Source organism: Paenarthrobacter sp. TE4293, from assembly GCF_050435325.1.
GTDB lineage: Bacteria > Actinomycetota > Actinomycetes > Actinomycetales > Micrococcaceae > Arthrobacter > Arthrobacter nitroguajacolicus_C.
Map to the genome: position 1 here is coordinate 237031 of NZ_JBNJRY010000003.1, position 26486 is coordinate 263516.

The 26486-nt window shown below is 63.4% G+C and carries 19 protein-coding genes; 6 read left to right on the top strand and 13 right to left on the bottom strand.

The features are described from left to right. Positions 1-13 precede the first annotated feature (13 nt). Together QF015_RS07435 and QF015_RS07440 are read left to right on the top strand one after the other, a co-directional pair. Positions 14-1495, top strand: coding sequence for a catalase (locus QF015_RS07435; RefSeq protein ID WP_310206281.1), 1482 nt, complete (start codon positions 14-16; stop codon positions 1493-1495). A 134-nt stretch (positions 1496-1629) separates the two neighbouring features. Further along, positions 1630-2265 carry a DUF2461 domain-containing protein gene (locus QF015_RS07440; RefSeq protein ID WP_429388074.1) on the top strand — a complete coding sequence of 212 codons (636 nt, stop codon included), beginning with the start codon at positions 1630-1632 and terminating at the stop codon, positions 2263-2265. An 84-nt stretch (positions 2266-2349) separates the two neighbouring features. On the opposite strand, the gene QF015_RS07445 is transcribed toward QF015_RS07440, so the two are convergent. From QF015_RS07445 to QF015_RS07470, 6 genes are all read right to left on the bottom strand, one after another. Next, the gene (locus QF015_RS07445) at positions 2350-3903 is read right to left on the bottom strand and encodes an amino acid permease (RefSeq protein WP_310206286.1); all 1554 of its coding nucleotides are present in this window, start codon (positions 3901-3903) and stop codon (positions 2350-2352) included. A gap of 166 nt (positions 3904-4069) precedes the next feature. Beyond that, positions 4070-4486 carry a DUF779 domain-containing protein gene (locus tag QF015_RS07450; RefSeq protein ID WP_429388076.1) on the bottom strand — a complete coding sequence of 139 codons (417 nt, stop codon included), beginning with the start codon at positions 4484-4486 and terminating at the stop codon, positions 4070-4072. Further along, positions 4486-5496 (bottom strand): alcohol dehydrogenase AdhP, encoded by a 1011-nt coding sequence (gene adhP, locus QF015_RS07455; RefSeq protein ID WP_429388472.1) that lies wholly within the window; start codon positions 5494-5496, stop codon positions 4486-4488. The genes QF015_RS07450 and adhP overlap by 1 nt, the downstream gene beginning before the upstream one ends. 42 nt (positions 5497-5538) lie before the next feature. Beyond that, a complete protein-coding gene (gene exaC, locus QF015_RS07460) occupies positions 5539-7062 on the bottom strand; it encodes an acetaldehyde dehydrogenase ExaC (RefSeq protein ID WP_310206292.1) in 1524 nt (507 codons plus the stop codon). Positions 7063-7158: 96 nt separating this feature from the next. Next, positions 7159-8502, bottom strand: coding sequence for a GAF domain-containing protein (locus QF015_RS07465; protein WP_429388079.1), 1344 nt, complete (start codon positions 8500-8502; stop codon positions 7159-7161). A 134-nt stretch (positions 8503-8636) separates the two neighbouring features. Next, complete coding sequence (locus tag QF015_RS07470) at positions 8637-10085, bottom strand: FAD-dependent oxidoreductase (RefSeq protein WP_429388081.1); 1449 nt, start codon at positions 10083-10085, stop codon at positions 8637-8639. A 118-nt stretch (positions 10086-10203) separates the two neighbouring features. Here QF015_RS07470 and rarD point away from each other — a divergent pair, with 118 nt between their 5' ends. Further along, complete coding sequence (gene rarD / locus QF015_RS07475; protein WP_310206303.1) at positions 10204-11271, top strand: EamA family transporter RarD; 1068 nt, start codon at positions 10204-10206, stop codon at positions 11269-11271. Between the two features lie 95 nt (positions 11272-11366). Here rarD and QF015_RS07480 read toward each other — a convergent pair whose 3' ends face one another. The 5 genes from QF015_RS07480 to QF015_RS07500 are packed head-to-tail and all read right to left on the bottom strand — an operon-like array spanning position 11367 to position 18416. Beyond that, positions 11367-12692: an alpha-L-fucosidase gene (locus QF015_RS07480; RefSeq protein ID WP_429388084.1), complete on the bottom strand. Its 1326-nt coding sequence runs from the start codon at positions 12690-12692 to the stop codon at positions 11367-11369. Between the two features lie 50 nt (positions 12693-12742). Further along, entirely contained in the window at positions 12743-14707 is a 1965-nt protein-coding gene (locus tag QF015_RS07485; protein ID WP_310206310.1) for a DUF2264 domain-containing protein, read from the bottom strand. Positions 14708-14748: 41 nt separating this feature from the next. Beyond that, positions 14749-16398 carry an extracellular solute-binding protein gene (locus QF015_RS07490; protein WP_429388087.1) on the bottom strand — a complete coding sequence of 550 codons (1650 nt, stop codon included), beginning with the start codon at positions 16396-16398 and terminating at the stop codon, positions 14749-14751. A gap of 25 nt (positions 16399-16423) precedes the next feature. After that, on the bottom strand, positions 16424-17392 hold the full coding sequence (locus tag QF015_RS07495) for a carbohydrate ABC transporter permease (RefSeq protein ID WP_310206317.1): 969 nt from the start codon (positions 17390-17392) through the stop codon (positions 16424-16426). Continuing rightward, positions 17376-18416: an ABC transporter permease gene (locus QF015_RS07500; protein WP_429388092.1), complete on the bottom strand. Its 1041-nt coding sequence runs from the start codon at positions 18414-18416 to the stop codon at positions 17376-17378. Before QF015_RS07500 ends, QF015_RS07495 begins: the two co-directional genes overlap by 17 nt. Before the next feature lie 253 nt (positions 18417-18669). Between QF015_RS07500 and QF015_RS07505 the strand changes: the two genes are divergently transcribed. From QF015_RS07505 to QF015_RS07515, 3 genes are all read left to right on the top strand, one after another. Next, entirely contained in the window at positions 18670-19695 is a 1026-nt protein-coding gene (locus QF015_RS07505) for a hydroxyacid dehydrogenase (RefSeq protein ID WP_310206322.1), read from the top strand. Next, positions 19695-20789 (top strand): LacI family DNA-binding transcriptional regulator, encoded by a 1095-nt coding sequence (locus tag QF015_RS07510; RefSeq protein ID WP_310206325.1) that lies wholly within the window; start codon positions 19695-19697, stop codon positions 20787-20789. The genes QF015_RS07505 and QF015_RS07510 overlap by 1 nt, the downstream gene beginning before the upstream one ends. Before the next feature lie 241 nt (positions 20790-21030). After that, on the top strand, positions 21031-23451 hold the full coding sequence (locus tag QF015_RS07515) for a polysaccharide lyase 8 family protein (protein ID WP_429388094.1): 2421 nt from the start codon (positions 21031-21033) through the stop codon (positions 23449-23451). Between the two features lie 176 nt (positions 23452-23627). Here QF015_RS07515 and gabT read toward each other — a convergent pair whose 3' ends face one another. After that, a complete protein-coding gene (gene gabT, locus QF015_RS07520) occupies positions 23628-24983 on the bottom strand; it encodes a 4-aminobutyrate--2-oxoglutarate transaminase (RefSeq protein WP_429388096.1) in 1356 nt (451 codons plus the stop codon). A 52-nt stretch (positions 24984-25035) separates the two neighbouring features. Further along, complete coding sequence (locus QF015_RS07525; protein ID WP_310206333.1) at positions 25036-26466, bottom strand: aminobutyraldehyde dehydrogenase; 1431 nt, start codon at positions 26464-26466, stop codon at positions 25036-25038. Between the last annotated feature and the right edge of the window lie 20 nt (positions 26467-26486).

Sequence of the window (26486 nt, forward strand, 5' to 3'; positions counted from 1 at the left end):
AAAAAGGAGAACAATGACTGCCATTTCAACTACCCAGTCAGGTGCCCCCGTTACCTCCGACGCGCACTCGAAGTCCGTCGGCGCTGACGGTGCCATCATCCTCACCGACCACTACCTGGTGGAAAAGCTTGCACAGTTCAACCGCGAGCGGGTCCCGGAGCGTGTAGTGCACGCCAAGGGTGGCGGCGCATTCGGTACGTTCAAGACCACCTCGGACGTTTCGGCCTATACCAAGGCAGCCTTCCTTCAGCCGGGCGTCGAGACGGACATGCTGATCCGTTTCTCCTCCGTCGCCGGCGAGAACGGTTCTCCCGATACCTGGCGTGACCCCCGCGGTTTCGCCGTGAAGTTCTACACCTCCGAGGGCAACTACGACCTCGTTGGCAACAACACCCCCGTCTTCTTCATCCGCGACGGCATCAAGTTCCCCGACTTCATCCACTCCCAGAAGCGCCTCCCGGGCAGCCACCTGCGTGACGCTGACATGCAGTGGGACTTCTGGACCCTTTCCCCCGAGTCCGCCCACCAGGTCACCTGGCTCATGGGTGACCGCGGCCTCCCGGCGTCCTGGCGTGAAATGCAGGGCTACGGCTCGCACACCTACCAGTGGATCAACGCCGCCGGCGAGCGTTTCTGGGTCAAGTACCACTTCAAGTCCAACCAGGGCGTCAAGACCATCACCGGTGACCAGGCTGAGCAGCTTGCCGGCTCGGATGCGGACTTCTACATCCGCGATCTCCAGGAAAACATCGCCGACGGCAACTTCCCGTCCTGGGAACTGCACGTCCAGGTCATGCCTTACGAAGACGCCAAGACGTACCGCTTCAACCCGTTCGACCTCACCAAGGTGTGGCCGCACTCTGACTACCCGCTGATCCACGTGGGCACCATGGAGCTGAACAAGAACCCGGAGAACTACTTCGCGCAGATCGAGCAGGCCACCTTCGCGCCGTCGAACTTCGTACCGGGCATTGCCGCTTCCCCGGACAAGATGCTGCAGGCCCGCATCTTCTCCTACGCCGACGCACACCGTTACCGCGTGGGCACCAACCACGCACAGATCCCGGTGAACCAGCCCAAGAACCAGGTCAACAACTACAGCCAGGACGGCCAGGGTCGTTACCTGTTCAACTCCCCGTCCACCCCGGTGTACGCACCGAACTCCGTTGGTGGCCCGGCTGCTGTTGAGCCGACGTCGCCCGCCGGTGGCTGGGAGAACGACGGCGAGCTCACCCTCTCCGCCCACACCCTGCACGCTGAGGACGACGACTTCGGCCAGGCCGGTACTCTGTACCGCGAGGTCTACGACGACGCTGCCAAGGCCCGCCTCCTGGACACCATCACCGGTGCTGTTGGCGGCGTGAAGAACGCCGACATCAAGGAACGCGCCATCCAGTACTGGACCAACGTTGACTCCGATCTTGGCGCCAAGCTCCGCGCCAACCTCGGTGCAGGTCAGACCGAGTCCGACGCCGAAGCAGCCAACAAGCTCTAAGCGTCTTTGCTTTACAGCATTTCCAGGAACACCCCGCTGCGGATCTTCTCCGCGGCGGGGTGTTCTTTTTGTTTTTTCCACATAGCCTTTTTTGGCTATGGCTGGGCGGATCCTCAGGTCCCTAGGATCCTTTCATGAGCACATTCGAAGGTATCCCTCATGCCGCATTCCGCTTTTACGCCGAGCTTGAAGAGAACAACAACCGTGAGTGGTGGCTTGAACACAAAACCACGTACGACGCCGAGGTGAAGGAACCGCTGGTCGCCCTCCTTTCGGAGCTGGAGCCGCAGTTCGGGCCGGCAAAGATCTTCCGGCCCAACAGGGACATCCGGTTCTCCCAGGACAAGTCACCGTACAAGACAGCGCAGGGCGCCTTCGCTGCCGGCCAGGAGGGCGTTGGCTTCTACGTCCAGATCAGCGCCGACGGCCTGCTGATCGGCGGGGGCTACCACTCGCACACTCCGGCGCAGCTGGCACGTTTCCGGGCCGCAGTGGATGCTCCTGCCAGTGGAGAAGAGCTGCAGAGGATCGTTGATGCGGTGGCGGCGGCGGGCTTCGCCGTTGAGGGCGAGAAGCTCAAGACCGTTCCGCGGGGCTATGACAAGGACCATCCGCGCGGGGAACTGCTCAAGCACAAGTCCCTGTCAGCGGGCGTGGAGGTGGGTCAGCCGGAGTGGTTGTCCACTCCCGCAGCCAAGGATGAAATCGCTGCCCGTTGGGAGGTGCTGAGGCCGCTGGTGGAGTGGGTGAGTGAGCATGCGGCGCCGTAACGTGGAAGCGCCCGGAAACCAAGGGCTTCCGGGCGCTTCGTGGAGCTGGCGACTGCTGCTGTCAGACAAGCTGCCGCGATTGGTTTAGACCTTCGTGTAGCTGTCTTCGTCCTCATCGCCCTCGGCCCGGCGGCTTTCAGCTGCACCGCTGACAGAAGCCTTGGCCGCAGCGAACTTCTCATTGAGCCGTGAGTGACGCTGGCCGTAGGAGAAGTAGATGACCATGCCAATGACCAGCCAGATCGCGAAGAAGATCCAGGTTTCCACAGCTAGGTTGGTCATCAGGTAGAGGCAGAGGATTGCGGAGACCCACGGCAGGACCTTGCCGAACGGGACACGGAAGGCGGGCTTGAGGTCCGGGCGCTTTTTACGCAGCACCAGGATGCCCAGGCTCACCATCACGAACGCAGACAGCGTTCCGATGTTGATCATTTCCTCGAGCAGGTCCACCTTCGTTACGCCTGCCACCAGGGCTACGGCCGCACCGCAGATGATCTGCAAACGGGCCGGCGTGGAACGCTTTTCGCTGGTCTTGGACAGCGAACGTGGCAGGAGTCCGTCGCGACTCATGGCCAGGACCACACGGGACAGGCCCATCAGCAGCACCATGATCACGGTGGTCAAGCCAACCAGGGAACCGAAGGCGATGATCTTGGCGGCATCAGTGTTGCCCACGGCCTCAAAAGCTGTGGTCAAGGTGGGGTTCTTGACCTCGGCCAACTGCGTGTAGGAGACCATTCCGGTCAGCGCGAGGGAGACCAGGATGTAGAGCAGCGTCACCACTGCCAGTCCACCGAAGATACCGCGGGGAAGTGTCTTCTGCGGGTTCTTCACCTCTTCTGCGGAGGTCGCCACCACGTCAAAGCCGATGAAGGCGAAGAACACCAGGGCTGCACCTGCGAAAACACCCAGGGTTCCGTACTGGGCGGGAGCGGCGCCGGTGAGGAAGCCGAAGAAGGACTGCTTCATGACGTCGGCGGCACCGGAGTCGGTGGGCTCGGAGGCAGGAATGAAGGGGGTGTAGTTGGAGAACTTCACGTAGCTGAAACCAACCACGATCACGAACAGCACCACTGCAATCTTGATCAACGTAAAGACGTTGCCGACGCGGGCGGACAACTTTGTCCCCAGCACCAGCAGCACGGTGAAGATCGCAACAATGAGGAAAGCGCCCCAGTAGAGATCGACACCAGCCACCTGGATTGACGGCGGCATCTCCACGCCCATCAGGCCAAAGACCGTACTGAGGTAGATGCCCCAGTACTTGGCGATCACGGCTGCGGCGGTGAAAAGTTCAAGGATGAGGTTCCAGCCGATGATCCATGCAAGGACCTCGCCCATGGTGGCGTACGTAAAGACGTAGGCGGAGCCTGCCACGGGGATCGCCGTGGCGAACTCGGCGTAGCACATGATGGCCAAAGCACAGGTGACAGCTGCAATGGCAAAGCTGATGGTGACGGCGGGGCCGGCAAAGTTGGCAGCGGCCTTGGCACCGACGGAGAAGATACCGGCGCCGACAGCAACGGCGACGCCCATGATCATGAGGTCCCAGGTGCTCAGGCTGCGCTTGAGCTTGCGACCGGGTTCGTCGGCATCGGCGATCGACTGCTCGATTGACTTGGTCCTGAAAATGTTCATAAAAATGCCACATTCTGGATGGGAGTGGTATAGGACTCATCAAGAATAGTGTCCGGCCAATGGACGGCCATATTTATCCCAGATAGTGAGACGCCTACAGGATTCCCGTGACAGGTGTGGCTGGTGTGATGACGGCACGTAGCGTCGATCACACCAGCCAGCCGCCCTAAAGGCTGGGCACGTCCCAGTCCATCAGTGTTGAGCGGATCAGGAATCGCTTCCCTTCGGGAGACTCAACGGAGAACCCGCTGCCCCGGCCCGGAACCACATCCACGGTGAGGTGGGTGTGGGACCAGTAGTTGAACTGCTCCTTGGACATCCAAAACTCGAGAGGCTGTGGCTCGCCGCCGGTTCCAATATCGAACCTGCCCAGGAGGACGTCGGAGTCGCCGGTCAGGAACTCCCCCGCCGGATAGCACATGGGTGCCGAGCCGTCGCAACAGCCACCGGACTGATGGAACATGAGCGGTCCGTGCTGGTCCCAGAGTTTCCGCAGGAGTTCCACGGACACCGCGGTGAGCCCTACCCGGGAGAAATCCTCCCCGGGCAGGGTCACCGCGGCTTCCAAGCTGGTGTTGTTCATCAGAACTTCAGCACCACACGGCCGTCGATCTTGGCGTGCTTCATCTCGTCAAAGACCGCGTTGACCTCCGAAAGCTCCCGGGTGGAAACCGTTGGCTTGATCTTCCCCTGGGCGTAGAACTCCAGCGCCTCTTGAAGATCCTGCCTCGTGCCCACGATCGAGCCGCGGACGGTGAGGCCCTTAAGGACGATCTCAAAGATGGGTGCGGGGAAGTCTCCGGGCGGCAATCCGTTGAACACGATCGTTCCACCACGCCGGGCCATTCCAATGGCTTGCCCGAAAGCCGAAGGGTGCACAGCCGTGACCAGGACACCGTGGCAACCACCCGTTTCACGCTGGATGACCTCGGCCGGATCCTCGTGCAGGGCGTTGACTGTCAGCTCTGCCCCATGTTCGCGGGCCAGCGCCAACTTGTCGTCGGCAATGTCCACCGCAGCGACCCTCAGACCCATGGCCACTGCATACTGAACCGCAATATGGCCCAGTCCGCCGATCCCGGAAATAGTGACCCACTGGCCCGGCCTGGCCTCTGTCATCTTCAGGCCCTTGTACACAGTGACGCCGGCACACAGCACCGGTGCAACTTCCACCGGGTCCGCGCCTTCCGGGATCCGCGCCGCGAAACGGGTGTCCACCAGCATGTACTCACCGAACGAGCCATCCACGCTGTAGCCACCGTTCTGCTGGGACTCGCACAGGGTTTCCCACCCGGTCCGGCAGTACTGGCAGTCACCACAGGCAGACCAGAGCCAGGCATTGCCTACCAGGTCGCCTACAGCAACATCCGTGACGCCCTCACCGAGTTCCACTACTTCTCCCACACCTTCATGGCCTGGGATGAAAGGTGGCGTCGGCTTGACCGGCCAGTCGCCTTCGGCGGCGTGCAGGTCGGTGTGACATACCCCCGAGGTGATGAGGCGGACCAGCGCCTGGCCGGGTCCCGGCGTCGGCCTTTCCACTTCCTTGATCTCGAGGTCGGTACCGAACGTGGTGACGACTGCAGCTTGCATGGTGGTCATTGACGATCTCCTTTGATCGGTTGACAAGACGGTTTAGAAGAAGCCGAGCTTGTTCTCGTTGTAGCTGACCAGGAGGTTCTTGGTCTGCTGGTAGTGGTCCAGCATCATGGCGTGGTTCTCACGGCCAATACCTGAGGACTTGTAGCCGCCGAACGCAGCCCCTGCCGGGTAGGCATGGTAGTTGTTGACCCACACGCGGCCGGCCTGGATTTCCCGGCCTGCGCGGTAGGCGACATTTCCATTGCGCGACCAGACGCCGGCGCCCAAGCCATAGAGCGTGTCGTTGGCGATGCCGATCGCGTCGTTGTAGTCGCTGAACCTGGTCACTGACACCACTGGGCCGAAGATCTCCTCCTGGAAAATGCGCATCCGGTTGTGGCCTTCGAAAATGGTGGGCTGAACGTAGTAGCCCCCGGCCAGGTCGCCGGACAGCTCGGCACGGGCACCACCGGTGAGCACCTTGGCACCTTCCTGCTTTCCGATGTCAATGTAGGAGAGGATCTTCTCCAATTGGTCATTGGAGGCCTGGGCTCCAACCTGGGTGTCGGTGTCCAACGGGTTGCCCTGGATGATCTTGCTGGTCCTGGCCGTGACGTCGGCCATGAAGGAGTCGTAGATGCCTTCCTGGACCAAGGCGCGGGACGGGCAGGTGCAGACTTCGCCCTGGTTGAAAGCAAAGAGCGTGAACCCTTCCTGGGCCTTGTCGTAGAAGGCGTCATTCTGGTCGGCGACGTCATCGAAGAAGATGTTCGGGCTCTTGCCGCCCAGTTCCAGCGTGACGGGAATGAGGTTGTTCGACGCGTATTGGCTGATCAAACGGCCAGTCGTGGTTTCTCCCGTGAAGGCGATCTTGCGGATCCGGGAGCTGGAAGCCAGCGGCTTTCCGGCCTCAACACCGAAGCCGTTCACGACGTTCACCACGCCGGCCGGAAGGAGGTCTCCGATGAGTTCCATGAGGACCAGGATGGACGTCGGCGTCTGCTCAGCGGGCTTGAGCACCACGGCATTGCCGGCGGCGAGCGCGGGTGCCAGCTTCCAGACGGCCATGAGGATGGGGAAGTTCCACGGGATGATCTGGCCAACAACTCCCAGCGGCTCCTTGAAGTGGTAAGCCGTGGTGTCCTCGTCCAGCTGGGACAGGTGGCCTTCCTGCGCGCGGACGGCGGAGGCGAAGTAGCGGAAGTGGTCCGCTGCCAACGGGATGTCGGCGTTAAGTGTCTCGCGGACGGGCTTGCCGTTGTCCCAGGTTTCAGCGACTGCGAGGAGCTCCACGTTCTCGTCAATGCGGTCGGCGATCTTGTTCAGGATGGCTGCGCGCTCGGTGGCGGAGGTCTTGCCCCATGAGGGTGCAACCTTGTGGGCGGCGTCAAGCGCCAGCTCGATGTCCTCGGCTGTGCCGCGGGCAACTTCGCAGAAGGCCTTGCCCGTAACCGGTGTGATGTTCTCGAAGTAGGCGCCCTTGACCGGGGCAACCCATTCGCCGCCGATCCAATTCTCGTAGCGGTCCTTGAACGTGACCTTCGAACCCTCGGCACCCGGCTGTGCGTAAACGGTCATTGTTAGCTCCTTTGCTGCGAATCACGGTGGCTGTCGCCATTGATCCGAGCCTAGGAGCCGGGAGGTTGCAGCTACGTTGCAAGCATGTGAGTCAGCTCACGCCGTCATCTCCGTTTCGATCCGTTCCAGGTCAGCCACCATGGCGGCCCGCTTGGGTGAGCGGGGCGGCAGCAGCTTCAGGACGGCAAGGCGGAGGTCGACGTCGTACTTCGCTTCGGGTAGTTCCGCGTACTTGAGGAGCGAATCGACGCTGCCGTCGCTGAGCAGCGCCTCGCGCAGCAGGTGCGAAACCCGCTCACGCAACTGCACGACGCCGGGAGCCTCCGACCGCGGCAGGACCGCACCTTTGTAGATTTCCAAAGCAATGCGATGGGCGCCGCGTTGCAGGCAACTGAGGACCTGGCCGGAGTCGGGAAGCAATTCGACCGGCAAGCGGTAGGGCCTGGAGTGGGGAACCGCGTCCGGGCTGAGCTCCTGGATCACTTTGCGGAGCCGCACCATCTCGGCGCGCAGCGTCACGGACGATCCGTCCCCGGGGTAAAGCTGTGTGCAGAGGTCCTCAGCACTAAGCCCGTCGGGATGGTTACCCAGGATGGCCAGGATTTCACTGTGGCGTGCGGACAGGGCAACCGTCCGGCCGTCGATGCTGAGCAGGGCCTGGTCCCGGCCCAACAGTTGAAGGCTGTTGCGGTACAGCGCCTGCCCGGAGGTGGTGGCTGCGCTCCGGCGTCGTGGTTTCTCGCGAACGGCTGCCGCCAGCGTCAGGCGTTCGATACGCAATTGCGCCTGAGCAGCGGCGACTGTTGCCTCCACCAGGGAGAGTGTGTGCGCGGCCACGGCGGTTTCGGTGCCGGTGATATCCACGACGCCCAGCACGGCACCGGAATCGGGATCATGGAACGGAACGGCCGTGCAGCTCCACGGGTGGACAGAGCGCTTGAAGTGTTCGGCGCCGGAGATCTGGATGCTGCGGTCCAGGGCCAGTGCCGTGCCGGGTGCGCTGGTACCCACGGAAGCTTCGGACCAGTCGGCGCCGGCCACGAACATCATGCCTTCCGCGCGCCGCTGCATCACGGGATCGCCGTCCACCCACAGGAGCCGGCCGACGTCGTCGCCCACTGCCACCAGCAGGCCGCTGTCATGGCTGGGCTGGACCAGCAGCTTCTTGATCACGGGCATGATGGTTGCCAAGGGGTGCTGCCTGCGGTATTCCTCCAGCTCGTCCTGTTCCATGGCCAGTGGCGCCTCGGCGACGTCGGGGTTGGCCTGCAGGCTCGCAGAACGCTGCCAGGATTCACGCACCAAGCGGCGAAGGCCTGAGATGTCCTTCGCAGTATCGGCCCGCAGCAAGTCCAGATGCTCGTGGCCGGCCAGGGCACGCTTCTGCAGCAGTTTCGCGGCATCGCTGCCGGCAACTGGCGGATGGTTTGGATTCCTCATCGAACTCCCCTGGCATCCTGCGCGTCTGGTGGGCGGCGCAGTACCGAGAAGTCTAGTTCGGGAGCGGGGGATTTAGTACAGCTGATGCCCGTACGGCGGCCTCATCAGTGGATGGGGTGTACAAAACTCCAAGGTCAGCCGCGGGAGATCCGGATCATTTCCTCCCGCGGAACAACCTTGATGCGCTCGCGGACCACACCGTCACCTTCGCCGTCGGGCCCTTTTCCGGAAGTCCACGCGGCACCCAGTGCGGCTTCGTGGGCATCGAGCCTGTTCCAGCCCTCCCAGGTGGTGTATTCGACACCGCGCTCTTCGAGGAGGTCGATGATGGCCTGCGGATCCGGGTTCTGGGCAGGGGGCAAAGTGAGCCTGTCCTCCAGAAGGAAGCCAATGGTCTCCAGGGCATCACCCTTGGTGTGCCCGATCAGCCCGACCGGTCCGCGCTTGATCCAGCCCGTTGCGTAGATTCCCGGCACGGGCTCGCCCTCGGCGTCCAGGACGCGGCCGCCGTCGTTCGGTATGACGCCGCGGCGGGCATCGTACTCAAGCTCCTCCAGCGGGGACCCGTGGTAACCGATGGCGCGGTAGACGGACTGGACCGGGTACTCGATGAATTCGCCCGTGCCCTTGACGTTGCCTGTTCCATCCAGTTGCATGCGCTCGAACTTGATCCCCGAGACCTTTCCCGGAGTCTCCGGCGAATCCAGGATCTCCACCGGGCTGTGCAGGAAGTGAAGGTGCAGGCGCCGTGAGGAAGGCTGCTCGGATTCGGCGTGTTCTTCGACCAACCAGTTGGTCATGGTGTTGACCATGGTCTTGATCTGGTTGTTGCCCTTGATGGCTTCATCCGAGGCTTCGTCGAACTCGAAGTCTTCCGGGTACAGGACGATGTCTACGTCCTTGCAGTGGGACAGTTCACGCAATTCCAAGGGCGTGAACTTCACCTGGGCAGGGCCACGGCGGCCGAAGACGTGGACGTCGGTGACCGGGGATTTCTTGAGGCCGGCGTAGACGTTGTCGGGGATCTCGGTGACCAGCAGTTCCTCGGGGTGCTTGACCAGCATGCGGGCGACGTCCAAGGCAACGTTGCCATTGCCTATCACTGCGATCTCTTTGGCGTCAAGCGGCCAATCGCGGGGCACGTCCGGGTGGCCGTCGTACCAGGAAACGAAGTCCGCACCGCCGAAGGAACCCTCCAGCTCGACACCCGGGATGTTCAGGTCCGCGTCCTTGATGGCGCCGGTGGAGAAGATCACGGCGTCGTAGAAAGCACGGAAGTCGTGAAGGGTCAGGTCGCGTCCATACGTCACGTTGCCAAGGAACCGAATGTCGCCGCGGTCCAGCACCTTATGCAGCGCGTTCACGATGCCCTTGATGCGCGGGTGGTCGGGTGCCACGCCGTAGCGGATCAGTCCGTAGGGCGCCGGATATGCCTCGAAAAGATCGATGCTGACCTCAACCTCACCGTCCTTGACCTCGTTGGATTTGGTCAGGATGTCCGCGGCATACACGCCTGCGGGACCTGCGCCAACGATGGCAACGCGCAGCGGACGTTTGGTGTTGGTTGCGGCTGAGTTGGACACAGTTAGCCCTTCCGAAGCAGTGAGCCACGCCCGTTGGTGGGGCGCGCAGATTCCAATTCTAGATGTCGACCCCACACCCGGACGCTTATATGGCAGGAGTCACAGAAAATCACAAAGATTGCGGAATATTGCGGGTGCTCGGGGTGTTGCCGACAATGTGTCGACACCGGATCAGATAACAGCCAACTCCTCCTCTTCAACCCACCCCGCGACGACGGCAGCCGGGGGCGGTGGCACAGCCGGCAGCGGTTCCGCCAAGCCGGTGAGGAGCGAGTCGACGGCGGGCATCCTGTTCGGCATCGGCGCTTACGGCCTATGGGGGCTGCTTCCGCTGTACTTCTTCGTCCTGATGCCGGCCAGTGCGCTTGAGATCGTTGCCAACCGAATCGTCTGGTCCCTGATTTTCTGCGCGTTGCTCATCACCATCACGCGGGCATGGCGGGTTTTCGGTGCCGCGCTGAAGGATCGTTCCGTGTTCGGCCCCTTGGCCTTGGCAGCCGGCCTGATCGCCATTAACTGGCTCACTTACACGTTCGGGGTCACCACCGGTCACGCCGTCGAAACGTCACTTGGTTACTTCATCAACCCGCTGGTCTCGGTTTTGCTGGGAGTTTTCGTTCTCAAGGAGAAACTCCGCCCCCTGCAGTGGGCGGCAGTGGGCATCGGTTTTGTCGCCGTGGGCGTCCTGACCTTCTCCTACGGGCAGCTTCCCTGGATTGCCCTGATCCTGGCATTCAGCTTTGGCCTCTACGGATTCGTGAAAAAGCGTGTCGGTCCCAAAGTGGACGCCCTCACCAGCCTCAGTGTTGAGACGGTGGTTCTCGCGCCCCTGGCTGCGATCACCATGGTGGTCCTGGGCGTGACCGGCGTACAGACACTCACTACCTTGGGCGCGGGCCACTTCTGGTTGCTGGTGGCCTCCGGTGTCATCACAGCTGTTCCCCTGCTCTTCTTCGGCGCCTCCGCACGCCGCCTGCCCATGACCACCATTGGCCTGCTCCAGTACTTCGCCCCGGTCCTTCAGTTCATCGTGGCGCTGACGGTGTTCAACGAGACCATGACCACGGCCCGCTGGATCGGCTTCTGCGTCGTGTGGCTGGCCTTGGTCCTGCTCACCATCGACATGCTCCGCACCACCAGGAAGAACTCGGTGCTGAAGAAGAAGGCCCGCCTGGCTGCCGCGTAGGCGCGAGTAAACCCCGCCAAATCGCGGGAAGTCTGCCAACTCGCCGGAAGTTTCCCGGCGAGCTGGCACGGTTCCCGCGAACTCGTCGCGAAGCCCTAGCCCAGCACGTCCGGGTTGGGTTCCTTTTCGCCCGCGACCCCGTCGATTGCCGTGGTTTCCAACGCGAACACAGTCGGCCCCGCACCCGCGTCAGCCTCAAGGTCCACCTCGAACAACGAGTCCGCCAGCCGTTTGAACGGGTATCTCCCCGAGTCCACGAGGCCCTTGCCCAGCAATCGGACCCTGGCGAGCGCGAGCCCGGCCGGCAGCTGCAGCCTGATCCGACCGGACGCCGGCGAACTGGTCACCACGGCGAACACCTGCCCCGTGCCGACATCCCGTGTGAAGTACCCCCACCCCGGGTAGTCCCATCCCTCGGCGAAACCACATCCGTAAATCGCTTCCCCGTTGGCCGCCAACCACTCCCCCACGCTGCGGGCGATTCCAACCTCTGCCGGGGCCATGGAACCATCACCGCGGGGACCGAAATTCAACAGGAAGTTGCCGCCAAGGGACGTGCAGTGGGCGATCATGTCCACCAGATCCCAGGGGTGCTTGAGCGTCGACTGCGCCCACGGCCCCTGGTGGTAACCCCAGCTTGCCTGCGGGATGGTCATGCAGGCTTCCCAGTCCCGGGTGGCCACGGTGGCGTTCCATGGCTCGGGCAGCCTGCGCTCATAGCCGCTTTCGTAATCGCCCATGAGGACCCCGTTGCTGTCCACGTGCCTGGCGCCGAAGTCGTCCGCCCGCAAGCGACTGTTGACCACCACCCCGGGAATCCGTTCCTTCAGCATCCGCTCAACTTCCCAGGTCCACCACCCGTTGGCCTTGACGGATTCGTCCCAGGTGCCGTCGAACCAGAAGCCCTTGACGCTGGGATACCGTTCCGCCAGTTCCTCCAACTGCTTCCTTGCGAACTCCAGGTAGCGTGCGAAAGCGGCGTGGTCGCCGTCGTCCTCCAAGGTGAAGCGCCAGTCCGGGTGCCGCCAATCGAGCACTGAGTAGTAGAAGTTGACGTCAATGCCCCGCGCTTCGTAGGCCTCGATAAGCTCGGCCAGGACATCGCGACCCGACGGCGTGTTGCCCACATGGAAGTCCGTGTGGGCGCTTGGCCAGAGGCAGAAGCCATCGTGGTGCTTGGTGGTGATGGTCATGTAACGCGCGCCCAAAGCCACCGCCGTATCCGCCCATTGTCCGGCGTCGAAATCGGCCAGCGTGAAGTCGTTGGCCAGCGCTTCCCACCGCCGCTGCGGAATCCTGGCCACGCGCGGCAGGAACTCAGCAGCGAACTCCACGTCCTTGCCCTCCCAGCGGCCTGCGGGAAGGGCGTAAAGGCCCCAGTGGATGAACTGACCCACCCGGTGGCTGCGGAAACGCTGCATGGCCGCATCCTGACGAGGTTCCTCCCGGGAAGCCCCGTACTTGAGCCCGATCACTTTCCCACCTGCCCGTCCCACGGCACGAACGTCCGCAGATCAAAAGAGTGCGAAGCACCGCTTGCCCATGTGACGGCTACCTCCGTACCGGAAACCACGACGGCGGCGGCCGCCTTGAGCGTTTCGGGCACCGGAGCCGTGCCCCGGGTCAGTGTGTGGAGGGCTATATGGACAGTCTCCTCAGCCGGTCGCTGCGCGCTCAGGCTTGGGACGGCAGAGTGCCCGCCCATGGCGTTGGCACCGTCATACCGCGTGGTCTTTGGCTCCTCCCAGCCGTGCACGGCAGTCACTGCGGCGAAGACATCGCCGTTGCCGGCCCACGCTGCACTGTCGGTTTGTCCAACCTCCACCGGTGCAGCGCCGGCCACAGCATGGCCACCCTCACGCACCGAGTACCCCATCGGCCCCCGGACCAAGTGGCAGCGCAGCTCGTGGATCCCGTCGACAACGGAAACGGTAGTAACTGCCGTGCCAGGCAGGGCCTTCCCGTACAGCTGTGGAATGTGCACGGACCCGCTGACGAGTCCATCCGTGCGGGTGGCGCGGAGGGCACACCGCCGGCTCGCCGCGCCGTCGGACCCCAACAACGCAAGGTGGCCGTCAATATTGTCCTCCCACGCAGGCCCCGTACCCGGAGCCGTGTGCGTGGAGTAGGAGAACTTGGCGTAATGGGGGTCGTCCGGGTCCGAGCCGCCACCGACGGGCAAGCCGCAGTGATCGCTGCCATGGTTGGTGAGCCTGACCAAGCCGCCCTGTGTGTTCAACGTCCAACCGGCATCCGGCAAAACCCGCACCAGGGCCGGCCCATCCGTGGGCTGGGGCTCCTCCACGTCCTGCCAAACCCTGTGCTCCGCGGGCAAGGCCAAACCAAGGAATCCGATCCCCGCCAGATACGGGGAACCGAACCCGCTGTAGGCCTGGCAGGACCCCGGGTGTTCGTCATACCACCCCAGGTTCGGCGGACCATCGACACCAACACCCTTCGCGGTGAAATTCGCCAACACCCCGGAGGCGAGCCGGCGCGCAGCCCCCGGGGACAGCGGGTTCACTCCCGAGATCTCCGCACACCACAGGGCAGCCAGGACCGCAGTGCGGTACGCCAAGGATCGCCCGACGTGCAGCACTGCGCCATCGTTGGCGAACATCAAGCTCTGCGTGCCCACAAACTCGCGCAAACGTTCCAGGTGACGACGCCCCTCAGGGGTGTCCTCCTGGCCCGTCATCGTGTACCACGCCCACAAGTAGGGGTGGATGGCCCACGCGTTGTAGTAATCGATGGCATGCTCCGGCCCATCGGTGTACCAGCCGTCGCCCAGGTACCAGGACTCCACCCGCGCCACATTCCGGGCACCCGTGCAGCCCGACACGTCCTCGCCCACCGACCGCAGGAACCCCTCCGCCATGGCGGGGAAAAGCTGCCAGTTGTTACCCCATACCTCCAGCCGCGCATGGTGCCGCAACCAGTCGGCAACCTGCTTCTTCTCCCCGGCAGCCAACGGTTCCCACAGCCACTCCCGCGCAATGTGGAGCGAGAAAGCGACGTTCGCGGCCTCGACGATCGAGTTGGTCACGCCCAGCAACGGAGACTTGCAGGTGACTCCCAAAGGCCAGCGCTCCGCACCCTCAGGATCTGTCCCCGCGAGCAGCGACTGCCGATACCAAGCAGCCAAACCGAGCCGGTCCCCGCCCTGGGAGCCGGCGATACGCGGCGCAGCCATCAACAGGCTCCGGCAGACAGTCTCCATGCCCTCCCGGCGCTCGCCGTCGCGGGTGACCGGACCGGGAAGGCGTGGGCTGGCCTTGAGCGGACTGGAGTAATCACGGATATGTTCCAGCCAGTGGTCGGCCGTAGCCTCCCAATGGCTGCGGGTCCAGCCGGTAACGGGAGACTGGTCGGCATCGGGCTCCGGAAGCCAGGACAGCTTGGCCAGCTCGGACAACTTGGGCAGGGACTGTGTCACGGTGTTGATCCTTGGGTTGAGGCAGGCTGTGCGTGGTCGGGTTACTTGGCCAGCGCCGATTCGTATTCGCCGCGGATGGTGTCGCCGCCATTCTTCTTCCAGTCCGCCACGGCGCTCTTGAGTGCGTCCATGGTGCCACGGCCGGCGATAACTGCCGTGGCGGCGTCGGATACTGGCTGGCCCAACTTTGCACCCTTGCTGGCATTCGTGGGGCTGAACAGGGTGCCGCAAGGATCTTCAACTCCCAGCGGGATGAGCTTTGAGTAGGCGTTGTGCATGACGTCCACAATGTCCTTGTTGCTGGGGTCGTACACCACTTGCTGCGGTGCGGCGAGGTACTTCCAGGGCACCGCGTTGTCCAGCAGGGCACGCTCGGTGACCACCGGGTTGCCGTTGGAATCCAACGTATAGTCCGCGCCCTCGGCACCGTAGTTGAGCAGCAAGTACTCTTCGCTGCCGAACGGAGCCGCCAGGAAGTTGGCCACCGCCAGGACTTCCTTGAGCTTGGCCTCGTCCGCTTTCTTCAGCATGACGGTGGCGAAGGTGATGTTGTCCAGCCAGGTCTGTGCCTTACCTCCATCGTGACCCACGGGGATGAACGGGACTGCTTTGTTGTCCTTGTTCGCGGCGGGGATGCTGCGGCCGTAGCCGGTGGGACCTATGTAGGCAGGAAGTCCGTCATAGATCATGGCCACCTTGCCGGAAATGAAGGAGTTCACCATCTGCGACTTGGTCCACCCCTCGGAACCCGGCACGTACAGGCCGTCCTTGTAGAGCTTGGCTGCGAACTCGATAGCGGCCAGGTATTCGTCCGTCTCGAACGCCCTGGTGAGTTTGCCGCCGTCGTTCTTCCAGACGTTCGGCGTGCGGAACATGTGGTGCAGCATCGTGAGCCCAAACTTGGTGCTCCCAAGCGCCCACTGGTTCTTGGACGGGTTGGTCAGTTCCTTGGCCACCCGGTAGAAATCGTCCTTGTCCTTGATGTCCTCGGTGGATTTGATGCCCACGTTCTCCAACAGGGTCTGGTTCACAAATCCGGACCCACCGGTCAGGTTGCGCGGAATGGGCAGCGAATAGAGCTTGCCGGCCTGCACCGTCTGCTTCCAGAAGACTTCCGGGATGGCGGCCAGGTTGGGGTAGTCCTTGATCTTGTCCCCGCCCAGCAACGGCGTGAGGTCCGCGCACTTGGCCTGCAGGAACTCCACGATGTTGGGCACGGCGGCGCCGTCGTTGAGCATGAGGTCCGGCAGTCCGCCACCAGCGATGATGGTGTTGAACTTGGTGGCGTAGTCGTCAGAAGAGACCGAGGCGATGTCCACCTGCCCGCCCAAGCGGGCTTCGATGGCCTGCCACGCCGGGTTGTCTGCCCGGGCATTGGGCGCGGTGCCAAAGAGGTTGGTGATGGCGGTGACCTTGCCGCCCTTGAGCGGTGCGCTCTCCACACTTCGGAACGGCGCAGGGTACTTGTAGAAGGCTGAGGGCACGCCCTCCGCTGTGCCGGGGATGTCCGCTGCGGCCGCTTTGAGGGGCATGTGCGTGGGCAGCAACGCTTCGCTGGCGTTTGAGGCGACGCTGGTGGTGCGTTGGCCACAACCAACCAACGCTCCGCCGCTGAACAATGCCAGGGCGCCGATGCCCGTGACGGAAAGGAAGTTCCGGCGGCTGGGGCCGGAAGTCGGGACTGCGTTCATGGGATTCCCTTTCAACATGGTTTGACTAGCCTTTGATGGCGCCGGTGAGGACGCCCTTGGTGAAGTACCGCTGCAGGAACGGGAAGACGATCACGATGGGGATCAGTGAAATCACGACGACGGCCATCTGGATCGCTTGCGACGGCACCGCGATCTCGGCTACTGCGGAGTCACCCATGGGCTGGCCGAGCAGCACGTACTGGCGCAGGATCATGGACAGCGGCCACTTGTCGTCGTTCAGGTAGAGCATCGCGTTGAAGAACGCGTTCCAGTAGCCCACCGCGTAGAACAGACCGACGACAGCCAGCACGCCCCGTGACAACGGCAGCACCATCTGGACCAGGATGCGGAAGTCGCCGGCGCCGTCGATCTTTGCGGCCTCGAACAGTTCCTGCGGCAGGTTCATGAAGAACGACCGGACCACCACCAGGTTGAACGCGCTCATCAAGGTGGGCAGGACCAGGGCCGCGTAGTTGTCCAGCAGGCCGAGTTCCTTGACCATGAGGAAACTGGGGATGATGCCCGGGCTGAAGAGCATGGTGAACAGTGCGGTCATCAGGAAGAAGCGGCCACCCACGAGGTCCCGGCGGGTGAGACCGTAGGCCATCGCCACCGTGACCACCAGGGACAGGGCTGTGCCCACGGTGGTGATGACGAGGGAACGTATCAGCGCATCAGTGACTACTCCGCCGGCGAAGATGGTCTGGTACGCGGCGAACGTTGGTTCTTTGGGGAACAGCACCAGGCCGTTGTTGTTGGCGATCTCGCTCTGGCTCGAAAGGCTTGTCGCCAGGACGGCGAGCAAGGGGTAGAGCGCCAGGAAACAGATGACCACCAGGGCGATGGCCTTGGACACCTGCACGGCCGGCTTGGGTTTTTCCATCCAGATGGGGCGGGTGTCCCTGGTCTTCGGGCGGTTGCCGGGGCGGTTGCCGGGGCGGTTCTTCGGGCCGTGGCCAGGGACGGCCGCCAGCGTGCTACTTGGATTTGCCATTGGAATAGACACCTTCCTGTCCGAAGAAATGCGCGAGTTTGTTGGCGCCGAGCACCAGGAACAGCCCCACTATCCCCTTGACGAGCCCCACGGCCGCTGCTGGACCCCACCGGCCGTCCTGGATGCCATGGAAGTAGACGTACGTATCCAGCACTTCGCCGGCACCGGGTCCGACGTTGTCGCGCTGCAGGACGATTTGCTCGAAACCGACGGACAGGATGCTGCCCAGGTTGAGGATGAGCAACAGGACAATCACGGGCATGATCCCCGGGAGGGTGATGTGCCAGAGCCGGTGGCGGGCGTTTGCCCCATCCACCGCCGCGGCCTCGTACAGTTCCTGGTCCACGTTCATGAGGGCTGCCAGGAAGATGATGGTGCCCCAGCCGGCGTCCTTCCAGATGGATTGGATGGTGACCAGGAACGGGAAGAACTCCGGGGTGGTCATGGCATCAAACCGTGGCAGGCCGAGGTTTTCCAGCAGATGCGGAACGGCTCCTGTGGCGCCGAGGACCTCGGAAAAGACCGCCACGATGATGACCCATCCGATGAAGTGCGGGAGGTAAACCACGCTCTGCACGAATTTCCGGATCTTGTTGGACACGATGCTGTTGAGCAGGAGCGCCAGGCAGATGGGCACCGGGAAGAAGAGAGCCAGCTGAAGACCCGTGATCACCAGCGTGTTGCGGAGTGCCTCCCAGAAAGCGCCGTCCTGGAACATGGCGGCGAAGTTGTCCAACCCCACCCAGACGCTGTCCATGAAGCCGAGGTAGGGCTTGTAGTCGAGGAACGCGATGACATTTCCTGCGAGCGGTACGTAGTGGAACACCACAAAGTACAGGAAGCCCGGGGCGATCAGCAGCAACATCACTTTGTCGCGTCGGATCCGCGCCATCAGGCTCTTCCTGCGGTCCTGCCCTGCCGACGCCGCCGGCGGACGACCACGACGGCGACCTTCCGCCACCGTCGCCGGCCCGCCGACGTCGGGCGTCGCCTGGGGCGTGAGTGTTTGGCTGTTGCTGCTCATGTATTTCCTCTGTCTGCGCCGTAGGGCGGATGTGGAGTGGCCCGGCGCCTGGGTGCGCTCAGTGGCTTGAAATAGTAAGCGTTTACTATGAGGAAGAAGCTACCCAGCCGAAGGGTGTGATGTCAATAACATGCACAGAACCTTACATTCATTGATTCTTCTGGGATTGACACAGTTTCAAGCGCCAGCCTAGTCTGACTGCAAATAGCAAGCGCTTTCTATAATTTTCCTCAACGAACCGGACGGAACCGCAGTGACCACCAATCCCCACCAAGCCGGCACCATCAAGGCCGCGTTCGTGATGGGCCGCAACAATCTGCCCACACTGTTCAGCTCCGAGGACCTGGCCCGGCTCCGTGGAATGGTCACCCTTGTGGACTCCGAGCCGGTTTCCGACTTCACTGCCCCGGGCGCTTTGGAGCTGCTGGCTGACGCTGAGCTGCTGATCACGGGGTGGGGCGCACCCACCATCGATGCCTTCGTACTGGACCACCTGCCGGGACTGCGCTGCATCGTCCACGCCGCAGGCACGGTCAAGACGTTCCTGTCGCCCGAGGTCTATGCCCGCGGGATCGAGGTTTCATCCTCGGCTGCGGCCAACGCTGTGCCGGTAGCCGAGTTCACGTTCGCCGCGGTCGTCATGGGACTCAAGCGGGCGCGGCGGTTCAGTGAACAATTGCGCACCACGGGGGCCTCGCGTAACGCGTCCGGCTTCCCCACTATCGGAACCAACGGTGTGACCATCGGCCTGGTGGGCGCCTCGCGCGTCGGCCGCCTGGTGATCGGTCTGCTTAAGAACCTCGACGCGCGGGTGCTGGTCTACGATCCCTACCTCACCGCCGTCGAGGCCTCAACTTTGGGCGTGGAACCCGTGGGACTGGACCAGCTGTGTGCTTTGTCCGACGTCGTGAGCGTCCACGCCCCTGACATCGCAGAAACACGGGGCATCATCGGCGGGCGGCAACTTGGCCTCATGAAGGATGGAACCTTGGTCATCAATACGGCCCGCGGCGCGCTCATCGATGCTGCAGCGCTCACCGCCGAACTCGTTTCCGGACGGCTCGACGCGTATCTTGACGTCACAGATCCAGAGCCCCTCCCCGTCAGCTCCGTGCTGCACACCCTTCCCAATGTCGTGCTGACCCCACACATTGCGGGGGCATTGGGCAACGAAGTCCACCGCTTGGGCAGCCATGCTGTGATGGAAATCCGTCGATTGAGCGAGGGCTTGCCCTTGGCTTATCCGGTATTGGCCGCGGATCTTGCGAGAATCGCCTAGTGACTGAGAAAAGCTCCCCCACAGAACCGATCCACGCCCGCGGCGGCAGCGGCGCCACCATTGCCGACGTCGCGCAGGCGGCAGGTGTATCGGTAGCCACCGTTTCCAGGGCCTTGAGCGGCAACTATCCGGTGGCAAAAGCCACCCGTGAGCGTATCTTCCGGTCCGTGACAGACCTCGGGTACGTGGCCAATGCCCATGCCCGTGCCTTGGCCGGCGCCACCACCAGGACCGTGGGAATCATCATCAACGATGTCGCGGATCCCTTCTTCGCCTACATAGCCCGCGGCGTGGAAAGGCAGGCGAGCGCCGAGGGCCGCATGTGCCTCATCACTGCCACGCACGGCGACAAGGAACGCGAACTCGCCCTGGTGGATCTCATGCGCGAGCAGCGCACCGACGCCGTGATCCTGGTCGGCGGCGCTTCGGACGACCCCCGTTACAGGAAGCAGATGGCAGACCGTGCACGTGCTCTGGATGCGGCCGGCTCGTCACTGGTCCTCTGCGGCAGGCCCTCACTGGGGGCGGGAGTGCCCACCAAGATGGTCACCTATGACAACGAAGGAGGCGCCTTTGCGATCACGGACTACCTGATCTCCCAGGGGCACCGCAGGATCCTCTACGTCGGGGGTCCGCGCGATTTTTCGACGACGGCGTCCCGTCTGGCCGGCTTCTACCGCGCCTTGGACGCCCGTGGGATAGAGCGGGATCCTTCGCTGGTCCACGAAGGCGCTTTTGGCCGCGGCTTCGGATACAGCCGGATGCGGGAGCTCCTGGACCAGGACATGGACTTCACGGCAGTTTTCGGGGCCAACGACCTCGTGGCAGCCGGCATCCTCGAAGCGCTTGAGGAGCGCGGCATCCGTGTTCCGCAGGACCTCTCCGTGGTCGGTTACGACGACGTCCCGGTGGCCAGCGAGCTGCGCCCCCGCCTCACGACGGTCCGGGTTCCGCTCGAAGAACTGGGGCGCGAAGCGGTCCGTCTGGCACTGTCCCAATCACCGCACGACGCCGGTGCCTCCTCCGACAACACCCTCACCGTCGGTACACACATCGTCATCCGGGACTCGGTGTCACCTCCCAGGAAGCTCTGAGCAGTTCTGTTCATTTCTGTTGAGGAGCCCGGGAACCGGACATAAGGTTGCGGAAACTTTCGCCAGCCACATCCACCATCCAATCCCGCCCGCGACGCCCGCGACGCCCGCCGCCCAAGCAGCCCGCATTGGTTGTTGCTCCCAGCGCTGGGAACCACCACTACTGCCAGCCGGTTGGGGTGGCCGGGCGAGGCGGTCAACAGTTTTGAACGGAGTATTTGTGAACGTCAAGGGAACCACCGTGAGCCGCAGGACGCTCTTCCGTACCGTCGGTGCCGCCGCACTCACGGGCGCACTTCTTTCCCACACCGGCCCGTCTTTTGCGGCCTCCGATCCAGGGTTGCAGGAGCTCATCAATCGCAGGCGCCTGGTACTGACAGGTGGCCGAAACGCAGCGGACATCCCCGAACTCGCTGCCCAGCTTGAAGGTATGGGCCAGACTGCCGAGAAGTGGTGGTCCTCCCTGGACAAAGCACCGGCCCGGACATCGCTGTGGAGCGACATTCCGCTGACGGGCATCGGACAGTCCGCAGCAGCCACCGGCAACATGGGCCTGCACTTCAACCGGCTTTACGACATGGCCTTGGGGTACTCCGTGCCAGGCAATCCCCACGCCGGCAACCCTGGACTGGCCGCTGACATTGTGGCCGGTCTGCAACTCTTGAATGACACGGCTTACAAACCCTCCACCAAGGCAGCAGGCAACTGGTGGTTCTGGGAGATTGGTGTTCCCCGCAAGACCGTGGACATCCTCACGCTGCTTCATGCGGAAGTCCCGGAAGCCTTGCGGACATCCCTGCTGGCAGCCGTCCGTTGGTTCGCCCCCAACCCCAATTGGCGCGGCCGTGCTACATCCCTGGCAGAAACCGGCGCCAACCGGGTGGACAAGTCACTGGCCTGCTGCATGCGGGGCATCCTGGACAACAGGGCGGACGAGATCGCCCTGGGCCGTGACGCCCTGAGCGATACCGTGCGCGGCGGGACCAACAGCGTTTTCACCTACGTGACCAGTGGTGACGGCTTCTACGCTGATGGCTCCTACGTCCAGCATTCCTACCTCCCCTACGCAGGAACATACGGGGTGGTGGCCTTGGCAGGGATCGCCGAGATCATCGCAATGTTGGGAGACAGTACCTGGGCAATCAACGACCCCAAGCGTTCGGTACTCCTTGACGCCGTGGAGGAAACCTATGCACCGTTCGTCTGGGACGGCCGCATCATGGACACCGTACGCGGCCGCGCCGTGTCACGGCAGCGCGAACCCGATTATGTCAGTGGCTTCGGACTGATCTCCGCAGTCCTGCTGCTGGCACCGGGCTGCGAGGAACCATACCGTTCACGCTTCCTGGCGCTGGCCAAGGGCTGGCTGGAACGCTGCGCTGACCAGAAACTCGTGGGGCACCCGACGCAGAGCCTGGCAAAGTCCTTGTTGTCGCTAGGCGTCCTCTCGGATTCGGCGGTTGTTGCCGCACCGGCACCTGTCTACAGCCGCATGTTCGCTGACCAGGACCGCCTGGTCCACCACCGCCCCCAGTGGGGGTGCACAGTGAACCTGTCCTCCAAGAGGATCGGCCGTTACGAGTGGGGCAACAGCGAGAACAATCTCGGCTGGTACCAGGGCGACGGCATGACCTTCCTCTACACCCGCACGGATCCATCACAGTTCAGTGCAGACTTCTGGCCTACCGTGGACCCCTATGGTCTACCCGGGACCACCGTCAATGACCAGGTTCGGGCGAGCGGCGCGGGAGGCGCAGGGACCGGAATCCCGCGTGCCTTCCAGGCCTTCGCCGGCGGCCTCACAGTAGACGGGCGTTGGGGTGTGATCGGCATGGACCACCTCAACCACAACAAGACCCTTTCCGGTCGGAAGTCGTGGTTCTTCCTCGACGATGCCGTGATCTGCCTCGGCGCAGGCATTACCGGCACGGGTGGATCTGCTGTACAAACAACCATCGAAAACAGATCATTCGCCGTCGATTCCGTGCCTGCCCTTCGCACGGATTCCCGGAACCGTCATGTAGCCCCAGGCGATACGCCCGTGGTTCTGAAGCGATCTGTCCACATCGAAGGACACGGCGGCTACGTCTTCCTCGACGCCCCCGGCGTTTCGGGAACAGCCGAGGTTGCCGTCGTCCGTCGGACGGGCAGCTGGTTCGACGTCAACTCGGGCGCAGATACAGGCGGCACCACGGATCCTGTCACACGGGACTACGTGACCGTTACGCACCGGCACGGCACCGACCCCGTGGCGTCCGGATACGCCTGCATGGTCCTGCCTGCCGCTGCCCATTCCACCACGTTCGCCCAATCCGCCGACCCGGACGTGAAAGTCCTGGCCAACTCGGCGGACGTCCAAGCGGTGGTGGTGGCGAAGGACAAACTGGTCATGGCCAACTTCTTCGCCGCAGGTTCCGCAGCCGGATACACCGCGTCCGGACCATGCACCGTCGCCGCGCACCAAAACGGTGACAAGCTGACGCTGTCCGTGGCAGATCCCTCCCGCACGCAAGCATCCGTAAGGGTCACCCTTCCGGGCGCAACGTGGCACACACTGGTGCAGGCCGATCCTGGAGTGGCCTTGATCGGAGCGGATCCCCTGGTGGTCGAGGTCCAACTCGACGGACATGGCCACCAGAAGAACCTGACGCTGGGCACCTAGCGGAGTGCCGCAGTCGTCCGCTCTTCGCGTCACGCCAGCGGGATCGCTGGAAGCGTGCGGGTTCGCTGGATAGCTCCGGCAAACCCGCAGTGTTCCCGCGAACCCGGCGGGGAACCCGTTTGACACAGAAGGAGGGCCGGGAAAATTCCCGGCCCTCCTCCATGCAGCGTAAAGACTTACGCGTGGGCCTTGATGGCCGCAGCGAGGACCTCGAGGCCGTCGATGAGCAGCTCGTCGCTGATGACCAGAGGCGGGAGCAGGCGGATCACGTTGCCGTAGGTGCCACAGGTCAGGATGATGACGCCTTCCTTGAGGCAAGCGGCAGCTACAGCCTTGGTGAGCTCGGCGTTCGGTTCCTTGGAGCCGGACTGGACGAGTTCGATGGCCAGCATGGCGCCGCGGCCACGGATGTCGCCCACCACGGAAACTTCAGCAGCCAGTTCGCGGAGCTTGCCCAAGGCGAGCTCTTCGATGTGGCGTGCGCGGCCGTTGAGGTCGTGCTGCTCCATGGTGTCGATGGCTGCCAGTGCTGCTGCACAAGCGACCGGGTTGCCACCGTAGGTGCCTCCGAGGCCGCCCGGGTGGACGGCGTCGAGCAGGTCGGCGCGACCGGTAATGGCAGAAAGCGGCAGGCCGCCGGCGATGCCCTTGGCCATGGTAATGATGTCCGGGACAACACCTTCGTGGTCAACGGCGAACCATTCGCCCGTACGGCAGAAGCCGGACTGAACCTCATCGGCGATGAAGACGATGCCCTTTTCCTTGGCCCATGCGGACAGTGCCGGGAGGAAGCCTTCGGCCGGGACAATGAAGCCGCCCTCGCCCTGGATGGGCTCGATGATGATCGCGGCAACCTGGTCGCCACCGATCTGCTTCTCGATCATGGTGATGGCGCGCTTGGCGGCCTCGGCACCCGTGATGTCCGGGTTCTCTTCACGGAACGGGTAGCTCATGGGCATGCGGTAGACCTCGGGCGCGAACGGGCCGAAGTTGGTCTTGTACGGCATGGCCTTGGCGGTCAGTGCCATGGTCAGGTTGGTGCGGCCGTGGTAGGCGTGGTCGAAAGCAACCACGGCGTCGCGGCCGGTGGCAAGGCGGGCAACCTTGACGGCGTTCTCTACAGCTTCAGCGCCGGAGTTGAACAGCACGGTGCGCTTGGCGTGGTCGCCCGGGGTGAGGCGGTTGAGCTGCTCGGCAACTGCAACGTAGCCCTCGTACGGGGTCACCATGAAGCAGGTGTGCGTGAAGTGCGCGGCAGCTTCCTGGACAGCAGCGACGACGGCGGGGTCGGACGCGCCGACGCTGGTCACGGCGATGCCGGAGCCGAGGTCGATGAAGCTGTTGCCGTCAACATCGCGGATGATGCCGCCGTCGGCGTCTTCAACGTAGACAGGGACGCCCGAGGCGACGCCGGCAGCAACGACGGCGGAGCGGCGCTCGGCCAGTGCCTGCGACTTGGGGCCGGGGAAGGCGCCGTTGATGTTGCGCTTCTGCTCGATGCGGTACGAGAGTTCGTTCGCGGTTGTGGTCATGGGGTTAGCCTTTCTGGGAAGCTCTGGTGAAGGTACGGGTTACGCGATTGCGTTATGCATCGAGTGCGCTCATCACGTGCTTGATGCGCGTGTAGTCCTCAACGCCGTACATGGAGAGGTCCTTGCCGTAGCCGGACTGCTTGAAGCCACCGTGCGGCATCTCTGCCGTCAGGAGGATGTGGGTGTTGATCCAGACCGCGCCGAAGTCCAGGTCGCGGCTCATGCGCATGGCCGTGCCGTGATCGGTGGTCCAGACGCTGGAGGCCAGGGCGTATTCGACGTCGTTGGCCAGCTCGAGCGCTTCGGCTTCCGTGCTGAACTTCTGGACGGTGATGACCGGACCGAAAGTTTCCTTCTGCACGATGTCGTCGGTCTGCTTGGCGCCGGAGATGATGGTGGGCTCGAAGAAGAAGCCCTTCTCGCCCGCGCGGTGGCCGCCGGTTTCGATCTTGCAGTTGGCCGGGAGGTGTTCCACTACCGAGGTGACGGCGTTGAAGTGGTTCACGTTGTTCAGCGGGCCGAAGTAGTTGTCTTCGTCGTTCTGCGAACCGGTGTGCAGGGTCTTGGTGTGCTCAACCATTGCTGCGACGACATCATCGTGCACGGAGTCCTCGACCAGCACGCGGGTGATGGCCGTGCAGTCCTGGCCGGCGTTGAAGAAGGCGAATTCGGCGATGGCCGCGGCGCTCTTCTTGATGTCGGCGTCCTTGAAGACGATGGCCGGAGCCTTGCCGCCAAGTTCCAGGTGCGCACGCTTGAGACCCTTGGCTGCTCCGCTGGCGACCGCGATGCCGGCGCGAACGGAACCGGTGATGGAGACCAGGCCCGGGACCTTGTGGTCCACCATCATGGCGCCGGTTTCTCCGGTACCGAGGACAACGTTCAGGACGCCTGCCGGGAAGATCTCCCCTGCGAGGCGGGCCAACACCAGGGTGGACTCCGGAGTGGTGTCGGAAGGCTTGAGGACTACGGTGTTTCCGGCAGCCAGGGCGGGGCCGATCTTCCAGATGGCCATGAGGAACGGGTAGTTCCACGGCGCAACCTGGGCCACGACGCCGATCGGTTCGCGGCGTACGTAGGAGGTGTGGCCCTCGAAGTACTCGCCGGCGGACTTGCCTTCCATGATGCGTGCGGCACCGGCGAAGAAGCGGAGCTGGTCAGCACCTGCGGCGACCTCTTCGGAGGCGATCAGGGAGCGCACCTGGCCGGTGTTCCGGTGCTGGGCGTCAACGAGTTCGTCGCTGTTGGCTTCCACGGCGTCGGCGAGCTTGAGCAGCATGAGCTGGCGCTGGCCAGGGGTGACGTGCTTCCACGTCTTGAAGGCGTCGGCCGCCGCGGTCATGGCAGCGTCGACATCGGCCTGCACCGAAATCGGCGACTTGGCAACGATCTCCCCGTTGGTGGGGTTCACGATGTCCAGAAGACCCGTACCTGCCGGCGTAACGAATTCGCCGTTGATGAAGTTCTGCAAGGTTTGAACCACGGTGTGCAACCTCTTTCGGT